This is a genomic window from Campylobacter sp. P0103 (assembly GCF_002139545.1).
Taxonomy (GTDB): domain Bacteria; phylum Campylobacterota; class Campylobacteria; order Campylobacterales; family Campylobacteraceae; genus Campylobacter; species Campylobacter devanensis.
Window position 1 is genome coordinate 100,714 of the sequence record NZ_MJKG01000005.1, and the last position, 21,839, is coordinate 122,552.

Here is a 21,839-nt window from a genome sequence, read left to right on the forward strand (position 1 = left end):
ATAGGATGGAGTCCACTATATGACATAAATATTGGCTTAGAAAATACTTTTAAAATAAAAAAGGAATTAGATTTTTAAAGAGCTAAAAGAGCAAGTTTTTAGAGTGAATCTAGATCTTGTTAAATATAATCTTGTGATATTTACTTAGGGCAATGTGTCAGCCAGAGATGGAGATTGCATTGTTATTAAGCCATCTGGCGTAGAATATGATAAAATGAAAGTTGATGATATGGTTATTTTGGATTTAGATGGAAATAAAATTGAAGGAAAACATAATCCATCTTCTGATACTCCAACTCATCTAGAGCTATATAAAGCATTTCCGAATATTAAAGGTATTACACATACTCATTCTAGCCATGCCACCTCATTTGCTCAAGCTGGTTGCGAGATAAAAGCTTTAGTACTACACATGCTGATTATTTTTATGACTCCATTCCTATTGCTCGTCATTTAAATGAAGTAGAAGCAATAGAAAATTATGAGAAAAATACTGGAAAAGCGATAATAGAAACCTTTACTAATATAGATTATATGGCAATTCCAGGTGTTTTAGTAAGAAGTCATGGAGTATTTGCTTGGGGTAAAAGTGCAAGCGATTCAGTAATACCATTTGAAGAAAGAATAGAGATAGTAAGAAATATAAAATATGTAGATGCTGCAATACCACAAGAGGAACTAGATAAGTTTAAAATGTGGGAGAAGCTACATTTTGATGTTCTTTTTGTTGGTGATGATTGGTTTAATGCTCCAAGTTGGAAAGAGATGGAGGCTAAATTTAATGAAGTTGACGTTCGGATTGTCTATTTTCCATATACCAAAGGCACCAGTTCTACAATTTTAAATGATACGCTTATAAAGTTAAGAGAGCAATAGTCGATAGATTAGTTAGAATATAACTTTAAGCATTAGATAAACAAAATCTGTTTATCTAATTGCTATTATAAATCTACCACAACCTTAGCAGCGATTGCTAGTTGATATAGAATTTGAGTTAAGATACTTGTAGCTTGAAGAGTTTTGCCTTCTACCTTTGGTAATACCAAAATTGAATCTCCAGGATAGACATTCTCGCCACTTGAAGCTCTAAATTTACCAGCTTTGCCATTAGCTGCAACAAGTATAACTCTACTACTATCGGCCCTAGCGCTTAGATCTCCTGCCATCTCGATATAATCTTCTATATCAGAATCAGCCACATGAGTAAACGCCCCTGGCATAGAAACTTCGCCTTGGACAATTACTATATTATCCTTAGTTGGGATATATATCGTATCATCTTCTTGCAAAACAATCTGATTTATATCATCTTTATTGCTAATTACTACTTGACCTTTTGGTTCAACCTGCCTAGCACGCTCTATAAACTCCAAAATAGATTTAGCTTCAGCAGATCTGATTTGAGCTTCTTGCGTAGTAGCTGATGATGTCGTAAGAGCGATAGACTCTAGCTCCCTTAGATGTGAATCTATAAGATTTTTTTGCATTTTTGCTACACTTTTTCTAAAAAGCTGAATAGCATCTACATTAGACTGCGCATTAAATCCAATCTTTTCCATAAGCTCGCCAAGCGTAGTCCCTTTAGGTACAACAATCGCACGAGCTCCGCTATGTTCGCCATCTATATTTATACGCACTTCAGTTGCAGCATGGTCAGTCATAAACTCCACAGCATCTCCAGCCCTTAACTTCACAGAATCAAATTTTGTTAAAGGATAACTAGTAATTTGAATTTGGCTATTATTATAGCTTTTTACTATAGCTTGGGTTACTACTGGCTTAATTCCTGCTAGTCTTGCTAGCTCTTTTAGGCTCATTGAGTTATTTTTAGCCTCAAATCTATATGAGCGTAGCACTTCTCCACTAGCACTCATATATGCTCCCACACTACCAACCAAGATCACATCGCCATTTTTTAAAGCAAACATCTCAATCTTGCCATCGACCATAAAATCATACAGATCTATACTCTTATATGGCTGGTTATTTCGCACTACAGTAATATTGCGAAAGCTTCCATATTGTGGATTTATACCGCCAGCTTTATCTATAAACTGTATAAGAGAATCTGAACTAAGCCCTTGATAAAGGCCTGGCTTATTTACATTACCAGTAACAAATATAGATACATTTTGATAAATTCCCATATCAGCATATACATGCACATTCTCTTTAAATACTCTTTTTACACTTTTTGAGATAACTGCTACTAAATTTGAATTTTTCACACCAAGAAGCTTAATAACCCCAACTTTTGGTAAAAATATATTACCTTGTGAATCGATAGTAAGCTGCTGTTCAAACTCATATGCGCCCCACAACTTAACATTTACAATATCGCCAATAGCCAAAATATAATCAGGATTATAAATATGCTGGCTTACCATTGTAAAGTTGCCATTAAATAAATTTTCACCAAAAACCATTTGAATTGGCTCTGTGGCACTTATAGTGAGATTGGCATCTTGTGGGATTAGCGCAGCTTGAGATTGCGAGTTTGCAATTTGAGCTTGAGAATTTACCGTAGCTGAATTGACTGAATTTATAGAACTAACAGGTACAATTGCTATTGCTGCAGTAGCAAAAATAGTCAAAATTGATAATATTTTTTTCATTTTTTAATCTTTCAAATTTCAAATACTAAGTGCTAAATTCTACTTAAAATCAAGTAATAAAGAGCTTAAAATTATCTTTTTACATATTTACATATCTAAATTAAATTTTTATTATTTTTTCTTTATACCTATTGTCTGCTCATTTAGCCTTCTTGAGAGCATTAGATCGATAATTGGTTGCTCTCTTTTATTGGCTCTTTGGCAGTGGTTTTTTTGAAATTTATCGGTGATGAAAATAACAATTTTAGCCCATCTTTTATGACGCATTCTCCATGCGTGACTAGAGACTGACTCCCATGCATATCCATTAAATACAGCTGCATTGACAAAGTGATCAAGCGCTCTAACTGCCTGTCTAGCACGAGCTGGATTACCAAAAGTCCCTACAATAGCAATATAGATATAACCCACTACAGCTAGTGGGACAAGTACGCATAAAAGCACCGTCCCAGCTAACTTCTCTTTAAATCTCAAACTTGCTACCTTTTGCTCATCTTAATCATCATTCCATTGGCTGAGCGAACTGTGAGCCTACCGACAACATCAGGGATAAACCCATCTTTTAGCTCCAACTTAAATTCGCGTAAAATATTAGCTAAAATTATGATCGCCTCTTGCATAGCAAAGCCTTGTCCGATACAAATTCGCTCACCTAACCCAAATGGCATATATTTTTCTTTTGGAATATTTTCATTATGTCTATCTGGTCTAAACTCATGTGGAGCATCCCAAAAATCATCATGCCTATGAATTAGCCATGGTGCAACGACAACTCCTGATCCTTTTTGCAGCACCTTATCTCGTATTTTAGCCTCGCCCTTGCTTTGACGAGCAAAAAATCCAACTGGCGGATATAGTCTTAGAGCTTCTTTAAAGACATTAGTTAAATACTTCATCTCTTTAATATCTGAAATGCTAAATTTGCCATCTTTATTAATGCTAATTATCTCATTATATGCTTTTTGCTGAGCGTCTTGATCAAGGCTTAAACAGTATAGAGTCCATGTTAGAGAGCTTGCTGTTGTCTCATGGCCTGCTAAAAATAGCATTGATACTTGATCTAAAATCTCTTCAAAACTAAAACGCTCCCCGCTACTAGCATCTACTGTATGTAAAAGCGATGAGAGAATATCACAATATGTATCGCTCTCATAATTTTCATATCTAGGTTTAATGATATCTGAAAGACTCTTTCTAATTACAGCTCCAGCTTTCATTCTTTTATTTTCTCCAAGAATATTTGAAAGCCATTGTGGCACACAAAAAAACTTTCTAATAGCTGTTCTAGCAGTCTCTTCTTGAAATGTTACAAATGCATGCAATATCTCTTTGCCTTTTATCTCATCTAGCTTAGAACTCATAATAGTACGAAATATTACATCTGCAGTTACAAATGTCATATGCTCATCAACCTCAACAATAGTTCCATCAGAATATTTTCTAAATCTATCCATCATATCAGCAGCCGCACTACTCATCAGATCAAAAACTTTACTAATCCTAGTCATCTCAAAGCTAGGTCGCAAAAGCTCTCTTTGCTTTTTCCACACCTCGCCATTAGTAGTAAAAATACTAACGCCCAAAAGGGGCTTTAAAAGCTCATGGAGCATATCGCTTTTTGGGAATTCCTTGACATTATCTACCATAATTTTACGAACTTCTTTAGGATCATTTACCACAAAAAGATCAAATCCAGGCATCTTAACTCTGCCAGCTCTCATCTTATAGCTTTTTTCATATAAACCATCTAGCCACGATCTGCGCTTGAGCAAAAATGTCGTTATTAGCCCGGCTTTGCTACTATGCGGTTTTGGGTGAAATGGACAAACTCCCATAATTGACTCCTTAAAATTTCTTATCTTCAAGTTTATCGGGGTCTATGGTTAGATAAAAATAATCATACCCGCCACGAATTTGAGTTGCTTTAAGATACAAAAAATGAACTTGATACCACTTATATCTTATATTTTTGTATGTTTTTTTATCATAAATTTTAAAAAATCCAACTGATATTAGCTTTGGCGATTTAGCATTTTGCCTTAAAAGCTTGATATAATCTACCTTAAAAAAGCATGCTCCATCAATCTTAGAGCTAAAATCCAGCCAGGTGATGCCAGAATTTGCTACTATCTCAAGCTCTTTTTTGAATTTATCTGCGTATTTATGAAATGATACAAGCGGGATACATCCGCCTATTAAAACAAGCTTTAAATTTGATATATTTAGCCCTTCAATCTTGCTTTTTTCTATCACTCTTGCCACGCTACTAATAGCTATAATCGCCCCAACGCTATGCGCTACTATCATCACTTCGTCATTGGTATTTTGGTTATTTTTTAAGCTTTTTATAATCTCATTAGCAAAGCTCTCATTTCTCTCATTAATGCCTTTAATCTCGCTTCTAGCATATTTATAACAAAATCTATAAATGCTAAGTAGCCAAAACATCCCCGCATTCATCCCTAGATAGAATATCCCTTTAGTAGCTAGATAAAAGAGTAAAATAGAACAAATGATCCACAAAATATAATTTTGGATAAAATAGCTAAGCCCGTAGCAAAAAAATCCCGTCAAAAAATATGACAACAATATAAAAACTATAGGATAATATCCAGCAATCAATTGAGTGCGTGAGTATCTAGCTACCATATAGACAGCGCCGGATATAGGGTAATTAAAGAGCGCCACAAATAAAGCCCCAAAAACTTCAAAAAATCTTTTACAGAAATGCTCTTTTACTATATCATTCCAAATGAGAAAATTATATTTGGTTTTAACGCCCTTATAATCGACATTAAAATATGGTGAATCATCTATTTGGAATTTGCTTATATTTAGCTCATTTTGTTCTATTGCGCTTGTTTTATGGATATTGTTTTTAAAGATGGAGTAGTAGTATTTTGGGCTTCTAGGATCAAATCCAGCTATATAAAACACTTCTCGCACTACACCCCCCCCCTATTTTTATTTTATTAATTATGAAATTTATAAAGTGGCTATTCTAGCAAATTTAATCATAATCAATACTTAAATTAAGATTAAAAATACCCTATTAGCCTCACTATAAACTAGTTTTTAAATTTGATTTTTTCTATCCAATCATCTAAAGTTTTTTCAAATCCAATAGAGTTGCTATGATAGAATTTAATATCTTTTTGCATATATTTTTGCTCCACCCATCCGCCAAAATCATGCGGATATAGATAATCTTTTTTGGCCTCATCCGTATTGATAAGATATGGTGGCACTGGTAAGGCTGGGTTTTTAGCTATATAATCAAGTGCGAAATTTATAGCCTTGTAGCTAGAGTTGGATTTAGGCGAGCTAGCTAGATATACGGCGCATTGACTTAGGATAATTCTAGCTTCTGGATAGCCTATTTTTGATACTGCTAGCATGGTATTTGTGGCTACATTTAGGGCATTTGGATTGGCATTGCCTATATCCTCACTAGCAAAAATCACCATCCTTCTAGCCAAAAATTCAGGCTCCTCCTCAGCTGCTATGAGCCTTGCAAGATAGTATATCGCCGCATCGATATCGCTGCCCCTTAGGCTCTTTATCATCACACTTATTAGATTATAGTGAGTATCTTTGCTACTGCTACCTTCACTAAAGCTAGAGCATCTTAGGGTTTTTAAAATCTTTAAATTTATATTTTTATCCACACTTAGAGCGTATTCTAGCAAATTTAGCATACTTCTAGCATCGCCGCCACTAGAGCTGATGAGATAATCCTTAGCACTCTCATCAATCTCAAAATATACACTCTTTTGAATATCAGCTAATAAAAGCTCCAAATCCATATAAGATAGAGGTTTAAACTCAAATATCATCATCCTAGAGCGGATTCCACTACTTACAGAGAATTTGGGATTTTCGGTGGTGGCGCCAATTATAATACATTTTTTCTCTTCCATTGGGATTAAAAGCGTCTCTTGTTGGGTTTTGCTAAGGCGATGAAATTCATCGATAAATATAAGTGGCAAATATAGTGAGCCGTCAAATTTGGATATGATTTTACGGACTTCTTCACTTTTTAAATTAGCCCCATCAAGCTCGAAAAATTCATAATCCATCTCCTTAGCAATGATCTTGGCCATCGTAGTTTTACCACTTCCGGCTGTGCCGTAAAACAAGCTATGCGGGATATTTTTATTCTCTATAAATTTCGTAAAAATTTCTCTAATATCATCTTGACCTACCATTTGGCTGATTTTTGTCGGTCTAAATTTAAGGCTTAAATTCATATTTTTCCTTCTATCTATGATGGTTGAGTGAAATTATACAATAATAAAAATCTTTAAATAGCTAAATAGTAGAAAATGGATTGAAATTAGTATAAATTAGCGAAATTCAAAAGCGATTATAGCTCCAAATTTCGCAAAAAGCGTGTATAATAACGCTTAAAATTTAGTTAGTGAGAGCAGCCGCAACCGCAACCACCGCCGATAGCTTTCAATGCTGCGTCGTAGTTTGGCTCAGTTGTGATTTCGCTAACTAGCTCTTTATAAACTACAACACCATTTGGATCGATAACGAAAATAGCACGAGTTAGTAATCCAGCAAGCGGGCTACTAGCTAGCAAAACACCATACTCTTTACCGAATTTAGCACCTCTAAAATCACTAGCCACTCTTAAATTTTCGATTCCTTCAGTTGAGCAAAATCTCCCCATAGCAAATGGAAGATCTAGCGATATAACCGTAGCTTCAACATTGCTTTTGCTAGCTACTTTTTGGTTAAATGTTCTAGCTTCAGTCGCACAAACTCCTGTATCTAGGCTTGGGACTACTATTAAGACTTGGAATTTTCCACTTGCGCCGCCTACTTTTAGGCTAGATAGATCTTTAGCTACTAGTTCAACTTCTGGCGCTTTTTGGCCTACATTTACAACATTTCCTTCTAATTCTACTGCTGTACCTTTGAAAGTTACTGACATATTAAATCCTTAATTAAATTTGTAAATGCAATAATATCAAAATTAAGATAAATAAACTCTTAATATCTAAATTTAGCCTTTTTGTACAACGATTGTCCCAGCTAAAAGATCATGTAAATTTCGCTTATCCTTTCTAAAAAAGCAAAAAAATGATCCCCCTATAATAAAGGTAGTTATAAAGAAAAAGTATCTAAGAATATAAATAAGCAAATTAGCCTTTTTGCCATTTAACCCTACTAAATATATGCCTTGAGCTCTATATCCTGGACTTTGTGCTTTAAAAGCAAAAAACATAGACTGAATAACACCAAAAACTAACCAAACCAAAAATATAGCTAGTTGATTGCTTTGAAATTCATCTTTGCCGCTTAAAACTACATAAGTCATTATATACAAAAGAGGGGCAGCGATAAAGAACATATCCATAATAAATGCCTTTATCCTGCTAAAAATATTTGCGGCTATAGCCTTACTCATGCGTTGCCACGGCTCCCAGGCTTGAATGCTTTTGAGCCATTTTTACACAATGGACAAGACTCTGGTGAGTAAATTTCAAATTCAAAATTACCAAGAGCAAAAAGCGGTTTATCAATTGGCAATTTACAGCTATCTTTTCTCTCATTATTTAATCCACTAACAGAGCAAAATCCACGATTTGCAAGCGCCGCAAATCCCACTACAACGCCACCTAAACTCTCAATAATCTTAGCACTTTCTAAGGCTGAGCCTCCAGTAGTTATTATATCTTCGCATATTATAAATCTCTCGCCCTCTTTTACGCTAAATCCACGTCTAAGGCTCATCACGCTATCAACTCTTTCAGTAAAAATAAATCTTTTTTTACCAGCTCTAGCTAGCTCATATCCAGCTAAAATTCCACCAAGCGCAGGCGAACAAACACTATCAAATTCAACCCCAGCCTCAGCAATTTTAGCAAATAACTTATCGCACAAAACGCCTGTTAAAATCGGATCTTCTAAAACCTTTGCACTTTGTAGATAAAATTGTGAGTGGTTACCACTACTTAGTAAAAAATGTCCCTCTAAATATGCTCCAGCATCTTTGTAAATTTGTTCTAAATTCATATCAAACCTTTAAAAGTTCAGCTTCTTTATCTTTTACTATTTGATCTACTTTGGTGATATAATTATCGGTAATTTTTTGTACCTCATCATAGCCTTTTTTAATCTCATCTTCGCTTAGAGTTTTATCTTTTTCTATTTTTTTGATATCATCATTAGCATCTTTGCGAATGTTTCTAATAGCTACTTTTGCTTTTTCGCCCATCGCTTTTGCCTCTTTGGCATTTTTTTGACGATCTTCAGTTGTCATAGGGGGGAAAAATAGCTTAACACTCTCGCCATCGTTATTTGGATTTACGCCAATATTTGCAGCTTGGATAGCCGTAGTGATAGTTTTTAGCATAGATTTTTCCCATGGAGTGATGGTAATTGTGCTAGCATCAGTAGCCAAAACGGTGGCAACTTGATTTAATGGAGTAGAGCTTCCATAGTAATCTACATGTACATGATCTAAGATATTAATACTTACCTTACCTGTGCGAAGTGTTGCAAAATCACGCTTTAGAGCCTCTAGCGCTTTGTCGTTGTGTAGTTTTTGGTTGTTGTAAATTTCATTTAGCATATCTATCCTTTTAGTTGGCTGTTGTGTTATTTTCAGCTGTTGATGCCGCTGGTGCTGTAGGTATTATGTTGGTATTTGGGGCTTGCGGTGCTTGGATTGAGTCAAATTTAGCACTATCAACTACAGAATCACGCAAAGATTGATTATATGTATATCCAAGGGCTATGGTATTAATAACAAACAAAAACCCCATAAAAAATGTAAATTTAGCTAAAAATCCAGCTGGACCCTTAGCGCCAAATAGACTCTCATTACTTCCGCTATAAGCTCCAAGACCCATAGAAGCACTCTTTTGTAGTAATATGACAATAGTCAAAATCACTGCTAGCAAAACTTGTATAATAAGAAGAATTGAACTCACGAGTATCCTTTGATTGGTGTAATTAGCTCGTGATTATAGCAAAAAAAGTTAAAAATTTAGTTAAGCCACCACAGCGGTGGCTCTGATTATTCTCGGTTAAATATACCAAGAAGATTAAGAAGAGAGATAAATAAATTTAAAATATCAAGATACAACGAAACTGCAGCAAGCACAGGGCTATCATATCCGCCACGCAAAATCATCTGAGTATCATATAAGATATATGCGCTAAATAGTATCGCACCAACTGCTGAAATGATAGTAGCTAACATTGTGCTTTGAAAAAATAAATTTAAAAGCCCAGCTACGACAATTACAATTAGTGTGATAAATAGCATTTTACCCATTGATGAAAAATCACGCTTAGTATTAAAAGCAAAAATTGTTAACCCACCAAAAGCCACAGTAGTCATCAAAAATGCTTGAGTGATGATATGCCCCATACCAGCACCGATATAGGTATTAAGCACTGGGCCAAGAGTAAGACCGCTTACAAATGTAAATCCAAATAGCAAAAATAGAGCTAGAGTTGGATTTTTGCGTGTAAAAAATAGCCCAAAAAGCATTCCAAGCTCAAGGATTAAAAGCATCCAACTAAAGCTTTTAACATAATCAACGCCGATATATGCACCCACAGTTGCCGCTAGAAGCGAAGCACTAAGAAGCTGATAAGTTTGCTTGACAAAAGTCGCTCTAGCGCTAAAAGATTGCTCACTCTCATAAGTGCGACTAAACTCATTTTGTTGCGATGAGAGATTTCTATTATATAGACTCATTTTTCCTCCAATTTAAATTTGCGTATAAGTCTAGCAAAATAAATTTAACACTAAATAAAAATTTAAAAATATCTCACTCTACCCAGCTTAAAATGAATATCTAGCATTTAAGTTTACAGCTAAGTCTGTATCATAATCACCAAATGCAGATTTTTCTAAAGTTAAGCCAATTCTTAAATTCTCACTAGCTACCATATTTAGACCCAAATTCATAAGCATTCTAGAGTCTTTATTATTGTTTTTAGCGCTATCGCCATCTATTATAATCTCAGCATTTTTTACCATCTCCCATTGATAGCTAAGCCCACCAAGCGCATAAGCCCTAATCTTGCCTAGCCAAACCTCTCTAGCAAAGTTAAATCCAGCCCTACCAACTAGCAAATCAGAGTCTTTAATCTCCATTTCAAATCCATTGCTATTTAGAGTTGCGCCACTAGTGTTGAGATAGACAAACTCGGCTTGAGGCTCGATATAAAAATTATTAAAATCAAATCTATATCCAAATTCTCCACCTAGATAAAGTGAGTTTGTATTATAATCTGTATCCAAAAAGCTCAAACTCATATTTGGGAAGTTATAATCCATTTTATGGTTATTTCTTGTGTATTTTGCGATGGCATCCACATACCAGCCATTATCAAATACTCCAGAGATATAAAATCCACCGCCGATTGTTTTGACATCGCCTTTTGCGTTATCGCCATCTATATCGCTACTTGTGTGAGTTACTGTAATACCGCTAAAAATAGAGCCGCTTGAAATTTGACTTTGTTTATCAAAACCAGCTTGAACATGGGTAAATTTATTTTCAAATCCATCACTACTGCCCTGTCCGCCCAAAATCCTAGCCCAGCTACCAGCAGTTGCGTTAATGCCTCTTAGCTCACCCATCCTTTTATTTAGGTTATTGATATCGGCGTAGTTTATATCCATACTTAGCTTAGAAGCGTCGTTGGCTTCTTTTAAAGCTGCTTGGTTTGTAGATTTGGTTATCTCTATGCCACCATTATCATTTTTGGTAATTTTGTAATTAACCAAGCCTCTATTCATTACAAGCGGAGTGCTTAAATTTGGGTTATATAAGGCTATATCTTTGCCGTTTTTTTGGATTTTATATATGGTTGTATCACCTATTGTTTCTAAGGCTAGATTAAGCTCACTATGTTTATTTACCTCATTTTGGACAGATTGAGTAATTAAATTTGTGGTATTTTCGCTAGAGACACCGCCTTGATTATTTGAATTTCCTGAATTTCCAGTGTTGCTTGAATTTCCGTTATTGCTTTGGTTGCCGTTATTTTGGCTACCTGAATTTTCAGTATTTCCAGAATTTTCGGTGTTGCTTGAGCCTTGATTGTTGGAATTTTGATTGCCGTTATTTTGGCTACCTGAATTTTCAGTATTTCCAGAATTTTCGGTGTTGCTTGAGCCTTGATTGTTGGAATTTTGATTGCCGTTATTATTTGAGCCTTGGTTATTTGAATTTCCGGTGTTGTTGTTACCATTTTCTGGAGTTGTGCTACCACTACCGGTATTACCTTGATTTGTGTTTTGATTACCAGTAGAGCCTTGATTATTTGAATTTCCTGAATTTTCGGTGTTGCTTGAATTTCCGCTGTTGCTTTGGTTGCCGTTATTTTGGCTACCTGAATTTTCAGTATTTCCAGAATTTTCGGTGTTGCTTGAGCCTTGATTGCCTTCATTAGTTGAAATTCCGCAAGCCCACTCACTACCAGGTAAAACGCTCAATAAGCAATCTTTTCTATTAGAGCTATCTACATATGTGCCGTTATTTCTAGCTTCATCTATGCTTAGATATGTAATACTATAAATCTCATAAAGATCGGTGACATAAGTATTAGTGCTAGATACATAATAGCTATAAAGAAAGCGGAAAGTTTCATTGCCCTTATTATCAGGGGCGTAGTTGCCTATAACCTCTCTTAAAGTGAGTTGGCCAGCCTTATCTTTGACAGAGTCGCTCACATAGCCTTTTTTGATCTTGCCAGTTTTCTCATCGACTTCAATCCCCCAAAGCGTAACCGTGTGAGTATCATCAGTAAGCGCAGCTACGACCTTGCCTGTTTGGAAGTTTTCTATCAAAGATTTTGTGATACCTTCACTTTGATAGTTATATCTCTCAGTCCAAAATGGCGCTCCACTAATCTTGGTTGGACCATACTCTCTTTCTAAATATGTTGGGTTGTTGTTGTTTTCGTAGATTTTGATATTTGGCGAAAACTCTTCAAGATAGTAGATCATCCCACGATACGGCTGTAATCCGCCTTGAATATGTGGATATTTCTGATAAAACCAATCCGTGATAGCTTCATTACCTTGCGGTGCGCCTTCTTTTAAATTTAGTTCAATGCCTACATTTTGTTGCCACCAGCCAAGAGTGTTACCAGCTACGGCGCCCCAGCATTGATTTGGATACTGCAAATACGCACTCCAACCACTATTTATACTCACGCCACTAGCCCAAAACTGATTCGCTGATAGAGATGAGCAAGTACATGCTAAAATAATGATTTTTGAAACTTTAGAATTCATCGTACCCCCCCCTTTTTTTTTCAATTTAAATATATTTATTTTGGATCTTTACATTCTAACATAAAAAAACAAAACATAAAATAAATTTAATATGCGATAAAGATTTAAGTGAATTTGATTTTAGTTAATAGAAATTTAGAACAAATTTGGTGAAATTTTTAAAAATTTAGCTTGCAATAATAAAAACTACGCCAAATTTGTCATTGTAAGCCTTGCATGATAAAACATATTTTCTAAATTTATTTTATATATTAGATTTATCTTTATTTTTATGTTCTTTTTTAATTTTCATAGCTTCAAATATAAATTTAATATATCCACCTTTATACCAGTTTTTATTAGCTTTTATTAGAGCCTGACCTAGTTTATAGATTAGGTGATTTTTAACTTTTATGGCTTTTTGGTAGCTAGTTTCTAACTCTTTGATTTTATCTTTTAGAATTTTATTTTCTGCTTCTAGCGATAGCTGCATAGACGGCTGAATTTGTGGCGTATTTTTGTTTAATTGTGATAAGATTTGAGCCTCTGTTTTTTTAATAATTTGCGGTGTTAGAACACTATCAATATGTTTAACAATATTTTGGTAATTAGTTTCTAGCTCTTTGATTTTATCTTTTAGAATTTTATTTTCTACTTCTAGCGATAGCTGCATAGATGGCTGAATTTGTGGCGTATTTTTGTTTAATTGTGATAAGATTTGTGCCTCAGTTTTTTTAATAATTTGTGGTGTTAGAACACTATCGATATGTTTAACAATATTTGGGTAAAGACGACTAATATACTCATCTATAAACTCCATAGAATCTTTAAAAAATACTAGATTTGGTATCAGATAAGAGCGATCTATATCTTTATCAATCTCTATATCTATATCGGTCGGGATAACGCTTAAATCAAACAGCTTCATCTTTGGGTTTGGTTTGCATAAGAAAAAGGCAATTAGGTCGAAATATGGGAGAGATATTGAATTTGGAAGCCAACTTTGTGCCGCTTCATGGAATTCAGTATTTGGCAAATTTTCATCATTAAATTTAATTATAAGACTGCTATCAATTAGCGGCTCAGCTTGAATTTCGCAAAGCGTGTTTAATTTTGAAGTTGACTTAACAATATTTTGATTTATATTTTTTAAATGAATTGAGCCGCAATGTGTAATAAGGGCATTCCATTTTAGCTTCGTAATCTCTCCATTATTTTCTAAATTCCAGCTATGCATTCCAATAATTTGCCAGCCTTTATATCCGTCAATAATCAAACTATTATCTTTATCTAATCTATAAATCACTTCATCAAAAACCGAATTCTTAGCATTAAATATTTTAAAATTACCATTTCTTTGCATATTTTCCGGTGTTACTATTTTAAATTCAGGTAAATTAATATCTAAATTTTTATTTGAAACTTTAAAATAATCAACATTTTTAGCAATCTCTTTGCCAACATATCTATTTACTACGGCTAACTGATGAGCATCAAATTTATTTCCAAACTCGACCATCTCATTATCTTGATAGTAGTTTTGTATATCAACAATATTCAACCCATAATAATTAGCCAAAAATCTATGCATATTGATAACTATTTGAAAATTTTTAGTCCTCCTATATGGCAACAATAATATACAAACTGGCTTTTTAAACTCATACAGAGTTGCATATAAATATTGCAAATTTTTAAATATTATATCTAAAGATAGATTTTCCTTTGAATAATTATGCCTAATAAGTTCATTAATTACAGATTCAGTTATTATTAAATCAGCATTTTTGATAGCTTCTTGATTTTTTGGCCTATATATCTCATATAGATTTTGAAGGCTTGTTGTACCTCCTCAAGCTAAATTTGTCACATTTGCATACTCTTTTAACGCTTTTTGCAAGCCATTTACCATTACAGAGTTACTACCACCTAGTAAAAGGATATTTTTCATTTAATTAATTTCCTAAATTCGATTTGCAATCGGCAGGATATCAAAAAAAACGAGATTAGAAAAATTTATTTATTTAATATTATATTTATATAAATTATTTTATTGTAAATTTCAGTTTTTGATGTAGCTCTAAATTTAAGACTTATATGAATTGACATTCAAATAAAAAAATAAAACAATCTTTTTAAATAACTTTATACTGATAAAAATCATTATTATTTTTATACTTTTCTAATTACAAGCATTAAATTTATTATCAATAATATTTATTTTATCAGATTTCTTATACAATTCAAAGTAGGTTAGTTATTGTTAGCAGTTTTATTAAAATATAGATAATTGCCGCTTTTAGTTTGAGATATGATAATTTTATTTTCATTATCGTTTTTGACTACTTTGTAGTTTTGAGATGTTTTTTCTTTATCATAATAGTATCCATTGTTAATTAAAATTCTATCAAGTGATAATTTTTTAATATCTTGTTTTACATTTTCATCCATATTATTTATCCTTCAATTATTAAAAAGATAGAGTTTAAGAAAAATTAGTAAATAATAATGATATAATTGCGTTATAGGGATATGCCATAGGGTGGCACCCCTACGGCATATCATATCTCCATAGAAAGGAGAGCATGTATGTTAAAAATTGCATTCATCGTAATTATACTACTTTGTATAATTGTTGTCAAGACTTATTAAGTCTTGCCCCACGAAAGTGGGGATACAATCCCCCTATGGCTAGATCATTTATACTACTCTTGCTTTACTTATAACTTCAACAAGTTTTTGGTATTTTTACTTTTTTATAGTAATACTCTTCTTTTACATGGAAAGTTCTAAGATTATCATTGCTTCTAAAAAATCTTTCACCACTCATAAATCCTTTACTATCACAATCATAAGAGTAACTTCTTGTCTCATAGTATCTATCATTAGGATTGAATTTGCATTATATAAAACAAGACAGCATTTGCAAGCATTATATTTTCTAAAAAGATGAGCCACTTTGAGTCAGCTACAAAATACTTGGTCATAAAGGTTTAAATGAAACATATAAATCATATGCAAAGTACTTACCAAAAAATACTACAAATATAGCAGTATTTTTGTAAAAACACTAAAACATCTAAACTTAACAACTTATAATAATAAAATATCCAAGAATTAATAAATTAGTTAAAAGATATAAAGTAAAAAGCGATTTATACCATTTCATCTATTAAGGTAAAAACAAATAAATACTAAAACTACAGATTAATAAATATAAGATATAAAGAATAAAAACAAAGCTCGCAGCAACCTACTTTTCCAACATCCCAGTAAGGGAGAGTATCATCGGCCATGAAAAGCTTAGCTTCTTGGTTCGAGATGGAGCAAGGCGTTTCCTAATCATGTATAGCCACGAGCAGTGTTAAATAAAATATCATATCAGAAAAGATGATATCTTATTTAACACTGCTTAGAGTATTAAAGCTAAAAATCACTAAGTTTAATATCTAAAAATATTTAAAAAACCTAAAAGGATTATATTTTATCCTTAACAAGGAAGTGATGCTTATAAGATAAGCAAACGAGCTATTAGTACTGGTCAGCTAAAGGACTCTCATCCATTACACATCCAGCCTATCAAACTAGTAGTCTACTAGAGCTCTTAAAAGAAGATTCATCTTGGAGTTGGCTTCGAGCTTAGATGCTTTCAGCTCTTATCACATCCCAGCTTAGCTACTCAGCGATGCTCTTGGCAGAACAACTGATACACCAGTGGCTGGTTCAACCCGGTCCTCTCGTACTAGGGTCAACTCTCCTCAATCTTCTTACGCCCACGGCAGATAGGGACCGAACTGTCTCACGACGTTCTGAACCCAGCTCGCGTACCGCTTTAAATGGCGAACAGCCATACCCTTGGGACCTGCTCCAGCCCCAGGATGCGATGAGCCGACATCGAGGTGCCAAACCTCCCCGTCGATGTGAGCTCTTGGGGGAGATCAGCCTGTTATCCCCGGGGTACCTTTTATCCTTTGAGCGATGGCCCTTCCACACAGAACCACCGGATCACTAAGACCGACTTTCGTCTCTGCTTGACATGTACGTCTCGCAGTTAAGCTGGCTTATGCCTTTATACTCTACGAACGATTTCCAACCGTTCTGAGCCAACCTTTGTAAGCCTCCGTTACACTTTGGGAGGCGACCGCCCCAGTCAAACTACCCACCAGACATTGTCCTACCTAAGGATAACTTAGGCTAGTTAGCTACCCAAATAAAGAAGAGTGGTATCTCAACAATGGCTCACCATAAACCAGAGTCTATGGATCAAAGCCTCCCACCTATCCTGCGCATCTTTATCCAAATAGCAGTGTCAAGCTGTAGTAAAGGTCCACGGGGTCTCTCCGTCTTGCCGCGGGTAGGAGGAATTTTCACCTCCACTACAATTTCACTGGATCCCTCTTTGAGACAGCTCCCATCTCGTTACGCCATTCATGCAGGTCGGTATTTAACCGACAAGGAATTTCGCTACCTTAGGACCGTTATAGTTACGGCCGCCGTTTACTCGGGCTTCGATCAAGAGCTTCGCTAATGCTAACCCCATCAATTAACCTTCGAGCACCGGGCAGGCGTCACACCCTATACATCCTCTTACGAGTTAGCAGAGTGCTGTGTTTATGGTAAACAGTCGGGAGGGACTCTTTGTTGTAACCTTCTTTGCTTTGGGAGTAAATCTTAATACAAAGTTAGGCACACCTTATACCGAAGATACGGTGCTATTTTGCAGAGTTCCTTAAAGAGAGTTCTTCCACGCGCCTTAGAATACTCATCCCACCCACCTGTGTCGGTTTACGGTACGGGCAATTATTACTAAACTTAGAAACTTTTCTTGGCTCGATAGTATCATGGATTCTCCATCTACTCCGAAGAGCGTCAAGAGCCTTTGAGGTCTCGGATAGAGAGTTACGGATTTGCCTATAACTCAACCTACGCCCTTAGACTAGCACTTCCATCCGCTAGCTCCATTAACTTTAAGCGTCCTTCCATCGCACATAATAATTGGTATTGGAATATTAACCAATTTTCCATCGCATACCCCTTTCGGACTTTGCTTAGGACCCGACTAACCCTACGATGACGAGCATCGCGTAGGAAACCTTGGGTTTACGGCGAAGGGGATTCTCACCCCTTTTATCGCTACTCATGCCTGCATGCTCACTTCTATCCGCTCCAGCACTCCTTACCGGTATACCTTCAACGCTGAATAGAACGCTCTCCTACCACTTGCACTTAATTCTAATTACTTCTAATTATTTAGCTAAACTATTTTCTCATAATTTAATTTATACGAATGCAATTAAATTATGAGAAATATAACTTAAAAGCTCATAGCTAAATTTATAATTAGAATTAAGTGCAAGTCTAAAGCTTCGGTACTCATTTTAGCCCCGTTATATTTTCCGCGCAGAATCACTAGACCAGTGAGCTATTACGCTTTCTTTAAAGGATGGCTGCTTCTAAGCCAACCTCCTGGTTGTTTCAGTAACTCCACATCGTTTTCCACTTAAATGAGATTTAGGGACCTTAGCTGTTAGTCTGGGTTGTTCCCCTCTCGACGACGGATTTTATCACTCGCCGCCTGACTGCTGTGATTACACTTTGCGCATTCGGAGTTTGATAGGGTTTGGTACATTGGTGTATGCCCTAGCCCATTCAGTGCTCTACCTCACAAAGTTACTACACAACGCTATACCTAAATATATTTCGGAGAGAACCAGCTATCACGATGTTTGATTGGCCTTTCACCCCTATCCACAAGTCATCAGGAGCCTTTTCAACGGCCGTCTGTTCGGTCCTCCACTGGCTCTTACACCAGTTTCAACCTGCTCATGGATAGATCACATCGTTTCGGGTCTGCAGCATCTGACTATACGCCCTATTAAGACTCGCTTTCGCTACGGCTCCGGGTTTCCTTAACCTCGCCAGACACCACAACTCGCAGGCTCATTATGCAAAAGGCAGTCCATCACCCTGATAAATCATAGGGCTCTGAATGATTGTAAGCAAATGGTTTCAGGTTCTATTTCACTCTGATCACCTCAGTTCTTTTCACCTTTCCCTCACGGTACTTGTGCACTATCGGTCTAGTAGTAGTATTTAGGGTTGGATAGTGGTCTACCCAGCTTCAGACAGGATTACACGTGTCCCGCCCTACTCAGGATACTGCTAAGTATAAACGCACTTTCATATACGGGAGTATCACCCTCTATGCTTAAGCTTTCCAACTTATTCTATTAGATTGTTTAAGTCTATATTGCAGTCCTACAACCCCACTAGCAAGCTAGTGGTTTGCCCTCTTACGCTTTCGCTCGCCGCTACTAGCGTAATCTCGTTTGATTTCTTTTCCTGTTGGTACTAAGATGTTTCAATTCCCAACGTTCGCTCCGCATTGCGGTAGTATATATCACTATATACTGGGTTGCCCCATTCAGAAATTCCCGGATCAAAGCCCCTTGACGGCTCCCCGAGACTTATCGCAGCCTGGCACGTCTTTCATCGCCTCTACTAGCCAAGGCATCCACCATTTGCTCTTAGTAGCTTACCTTTTTTAATTAGATTATTGATATTCTAATTCGCATCACTTCCTTGTTAAAGATAAAGTCTAGTAGATATAAATTAAATAGATAAATATAAAAATAAACTATTTAATTATTTAAGAATTAATTACTTAATTCTTGTTAATCTGTTTAGATTTATAGTATTTGAATTTAAATTTAATAAGACGGAAAGTATTAACTACTATTAAGTAAGTTTTAAAGCTTAATAGCTTGTGAAGTTAATATTTATAAACTATATCTTTTATATTATTGGGATAACAGTGTTTGATATAGAATATTTGAAATTAAACTAAATTCAAAGCTCTAACAAGTCCTGTAAAATTGTTTTAAATATTAAAACTTGATTGTGACTTTTAACAATGGTAATTTAAGTAACTTTAGACTAAAGTCTAATCAGAAAGTTTAATATAAACTCTCTGATTAGACTTTGATTAATAAATTTCTATTATTCCTATCTTTTAAATTTAAACTATGGTGGAGAATAGCGGGATCGAACCGCTGACCTCCTGCGTGCAAAGCAGGCGCTCTCCCAGCTGAGCTAATTCCCCTTGTCAATCTCTCAAACCTAAACAAGTGTGATTGAGACTCCTCTTAAGCGATAATTGTGAGATTATCACTTTGTACTCTAGAAAGGAGGTGATCCAACCGCAGGTTCTCCTACGGTTACCTTGTTACGACTTCACCCCAGTCGCTGATTCCACTGTGGGCGGTAGCTAGTTTAGCATTCCGACTTCGAGTGAAATCAACTCCCATGGTGTGACGGGCGGTGAGTACAAGACCCGGGAACGTATTCACCGTAGCATGGCTGATCTACGATTACTAGCGATTCCGGCTTCATGCTCTCGAGTTGCAGAGAACAATCCGAACTGGGACATATTTTATAGATTTGCTCCATCTCACGATATTGCATCTCATTGTATATGCCATTGTAGCACGTGTGTCGCCCTGGGCATAAGGGCCATGATGACTTGACGTCGTCCACACCTTCCTCCTCCTTACGAAGGCAGTATATTTAGAGTGCTCAGCCAAACTGTTAGCAACTAAATACGTGGGTTGCGCTCGTTGCCGGACTTAACCGAACATCTCACGACACGAGCTGACGACAGCCGTGCAGCACCTGTCACTAAGTTCTAGCAAGCTAGCACCCTCGTATCTCTACAAGGTTCTTAGGATATCAAGCCCAGGTAAGGTTCTTCGCGTATCTTCGAATTAAACCACATGCTCCACCGCTTGTGCGGGTCCCCGTCTATTCCTTTGAGTTTTAATCTTGCGACCGTACTCCCCAGGCGGTATACTTAATCCGTTAGGTGCATTACTGCCATGACTAGCATAGCAACAACTAGTATACATCGTTTAGGGCGTGGACTACCAGGGTATCTAATCCTGTTTGCTCCCCACGCTTTCACGCATTAGCGTCAGTTGAGTTCTAGCAGATCGCCTTCGCAATGGGTATTCCTGGTGATCTCTACGGATTTTACCCCTACACCACCAATTCCATCTGCCTCTCCCTCACTCTAGATTATCAGTTTCTCAAGCAGTTTAATGGTTGAGCCATTAGATTTCACAAAAGACTTGATAATCCGCCTACGCGTCCTTTACGCCCAGTGATTCCGAGTAACGCTTGCACCCTCCGTATTACCGCGGCTGCTGGCACGGAGTTAGCCGGTGCTTATTCCTTAGGTACCGTCAAATTTCTTCCCTAAGAAAAGGAGTTTACGCTCCGAAAAGTGTCATCCTCCACGCGGCGTTGCTGCTTCAGGGTTTCCCCCATTGAGCAATATTCCCTACTGCTGCCTCCCGTAGGAGTCTGGACCGTGTCTCAGTTCCAGTGTGACTGATCATCCTCTCAGACCAGTTATGCGTCATAGCCTTGGTGAGCCATTACCTCACCAACTAGCTGATACAATATAGTCTCATCCTATGCCGAAAAAACTTTCCCGACTTAACTTATGTTAAGAAGGAGTATGGAGTATTAGCAGTCATTTCTAACTGTTGTCCTCCAGCATAGGGCAGATTAACTATACATTACTCACCCGTGCGCCACTAACTCATAAGAGCAAGCTCTTACTTGTCCGTTCGACTTGCATGTATTAGGCACGCCGCCAGCGTTCACTCTGAGCCAGGATCAAACTCTCCATAAAAATACTTTACAAAATAGTAAAGTAACTATTTATTATGAAGTTTTAATCTAAAAACTTTATATCTGTTATATAAGTATTGAATCTATTATAATATAATAAGATTCTGGCTCAATCGATCACTTGTTTAGATTTCAAAGATTGACTATAAAAGATAGTTTAACATTATAAAAATTAAAAAACAAAAACGATAGAGAAATGATTTAACCAAGCTTTTCAGAAGGTTAAGGTGTTTCTCAATTCGTGAGCTGGAATTATATAAGAGATATGCTTAAAA

At 36.0% G+C, this 21,839-nt stretch carries 15 protein-coding genes, 1 tRNA gene, 3 rRNA genes and 1 pseudogene; 2 read left to right on the plus strand and 18 right to left on the minus strand.

Translation table 11 applies throughout. The features are described from left to right. Positions 1-154 precede the first annotated feature (154 nt). Positions 155-558, plus strand: a pseudogene (locus CIGNP103_RS08225) (class II aldolase/adducin family protein); the annotation flags it as partial. Then, positions 535-876: a hypothetical protein gene (locus CIGNP103_RS08230; protein WP_180381239.1), complete on the plus strand. Its 342-nt coding sequence runs from the start codon at positions 535-537 to the stop codon at positions 874-876. The pseudogene CIGNP103_RS08225 and the gene CIGNP103_RS08230, both read left to right, overlap by 24 nt. Positions 877-941: 65 nt before the next feature. Here CIGNP103_RS08230 and CIGNP103_RS06520 read toward each other — a convergent pair whose 3' ends face one another. From CIGNP103_RS06520 to CIGNP103_RS06605, 18 genes are all read right to left on the minus strand, one after another. Then, on the minus strand, positions 942-2,615 hold the full coding sequence (locus tag CIGNP103_RS06520) for a polysaccharide biosynthesis/export family protein (RefSeq protein WP_086268800.1): 1,674 nt from the start codon (positions 2,613-2,615) through the stop codon (positions 942-944). Positions 2,616-2,726: 111 nt separating this feature from the next. Beyond that, positions 2,727-3,089, minus strand: a complete 363-nt coding sequence (locus CIGNP103_RS06525; RefSeq protein ID WP_086232982.1) for a hypothetical protein — start codon at positions 3,087-3,089, stop codon at positions 2,727-2,729. Positions 3,090-3,094: 5 nt separating this feature from the next. After that, positions 3,095-4,450, minus strand: coding sequence for a cytochrome P450 (locus CIGNP103_RS06530; RefSeq protein ID WP_086268801.1), 1,356 nt, complete (start codon positions 4,448-4,450; stop codon positions 3,095-3,097). A 10-nt stretch (positions 4,451-4,460) separates the two neighbouring features. Continuing rightward, positions 4,461-5,561, minus strand: coding sequence for an alpha/beta hydrolase (locus CIGNP103_RS06535; protein ID WP_141082233.1), 1,101 nt, complete (start codon positions 5,559-5,561; stop codon positions 4,461-4,463). 122 nt (positions 5,562-5,683) lie between these two features. Then, positions 5,684-6,865, minus strand: coding sequence for a replication-associated recombination protein A (locus CIGNP103_RS06540; protein WP_086268803.1), 1,182 nt, complete (start codon positions 6,863-6,865; stop codon positions 5,684-5,686). A gap of 167 nt (positions 6,866-7,032) precedes the next feature. Beyond that, positions 7,033-7,557, minus strand: coding sequence for a thiol peroxidase (gene tpx, locus CIGNP103_RS06545; RefSeq protein WP_086241908.1), 525 nt, complete (start codon positions 7,555-7,557; stop codon positions 7,033-7,035). Between the two features lie 72 nt (positions 7,558-7,629). Beyond that, positions 7,630-8,034, minus strand: a complete 405-nt coding sequence (locus CIGNP103_RS06550) for an RDD family protein (protein WP_086241909.1) — start codon at positions 8,032-8,034, stop codon at positions 7,630-7,632. Beyond that, on the minus strand, positions 8,031-8,642 hold the full coding sequence (pyrE, locus tag CIGNP103_RS06555) for an orotate phosphoribosyltransferase (RefSeq protein ID WP_086241910.1): 612 nt from the start codon (positions 8,640-8,642) through the stop codon (positions 8,031-8,033). The genes CIGNP103_RS06550 and pyrE overlap by 4 nt, the downstream gene beginning before the upstream one ends. 1 nt (position 8,643) lies before the next feature. Further along, positions 8,644-9,201, minus strand: coding sequence for a ribosome recycling factor (gene frr, locus CIGNP103_RS06560; protein WP_086268804.1), 558 nt, complete (start codon positions 9,199-9,201; stop codon positions 8,644-8,646). A gap of 10 nt (positions 9,202-9,211) precedes the next feature. After that, positions 9,212-9,562 (minus strand): preprotein translocase subunit SecG, encoded by a 351-nt coding sequence (gene secG, locus CIGNP103_RS06565; RefSeq protein ID WP_086268805.1) that lies wholly within the window; start codon positions 9,560-9,562, stop codon positions 9,212-9,214. An 86-nt stretch (positions 9,563-9,648) separates the two neighbouring features. Further along, a complete protein-coding gene (locus CIGNP103_RS06570; RefSeq protein WP_086225451.1) occupies positions 9,649-10,338 on the minus strand; it encodes a Bax inhibitor-1/YccA family protein in 690 nt (229 codons plus the stop codon). An 87-nt stretch (positions 10,339-10,425) separates the two neighbouring features. Then, positions 10,426-12,891: an autotransporter outer membrane beta-barrel domain-containing protein gene (locus CIGNP103_RS06575; RefSeq protein ID WP_086268806.1), complete on the minus strand. Its 2,466-nt coding sequence runs from the start codon at positions 12,889-12,891 to the stop codon at positions 10,426-10,428. A 244-nt stretch (positions 12,892-13,135) separates the two neighbouring features. Beyond that, a complete protein-coding gene (locus CIGNP103_RS08075; protein WP_141081463.1) occupies positions 13,136-14,461 on the minus strand; it encodes a hypothetical protein in 1,326 nt (441 codons plus the stop codon). Between the two features lie 662 nt (positions 14,462-15,123). Further along, positions 15,124-15,321, minus strand: a complete 198-nt coding sequence (locus tag CIGNP103_RS06585) for a hypothetical protein (RefSeq protein WP_086241913.1) — start codon at positions 15,319-15,321, stop codon at positions 15,124-15,126. Positions 15,322-16,110: 789 nt separating this feature from the next. Further along, positions 16,111-16,230, minus strand: a 5S ribosomal RNA gene (gene rrf, locus CIGNP103_RS06590). Between the two features lie 151 nt (positions 16,231-16,381). Next, a 23S ribosomal RNA gene (locus tag CIGNP103_RS06595) occupies positions 16,382-19,411 on the minus strand. Between the two features lie 485 nt (positions 19,412-19,896). Beyond that, positions 19,897-19,972: transfer RNA gene (locus CIGNP103_RS06600), tRNA-Ala, on the minus strand. Positions 19,973-20,053: 81 nt separating this feature from the next. Beyond that, a 16S ribosomal RNA gene (locus CIGNP103_RS06605) occupies positions 20,054-21,565 on the minus strand. The 16S, 23S and 5S rRNA genes sit together here with 1 tRNA gene alongside, the layout of an rRNA operon. Between the last annotated feature and the right edge of the window lie 274 nt (positions 21,566-21,839).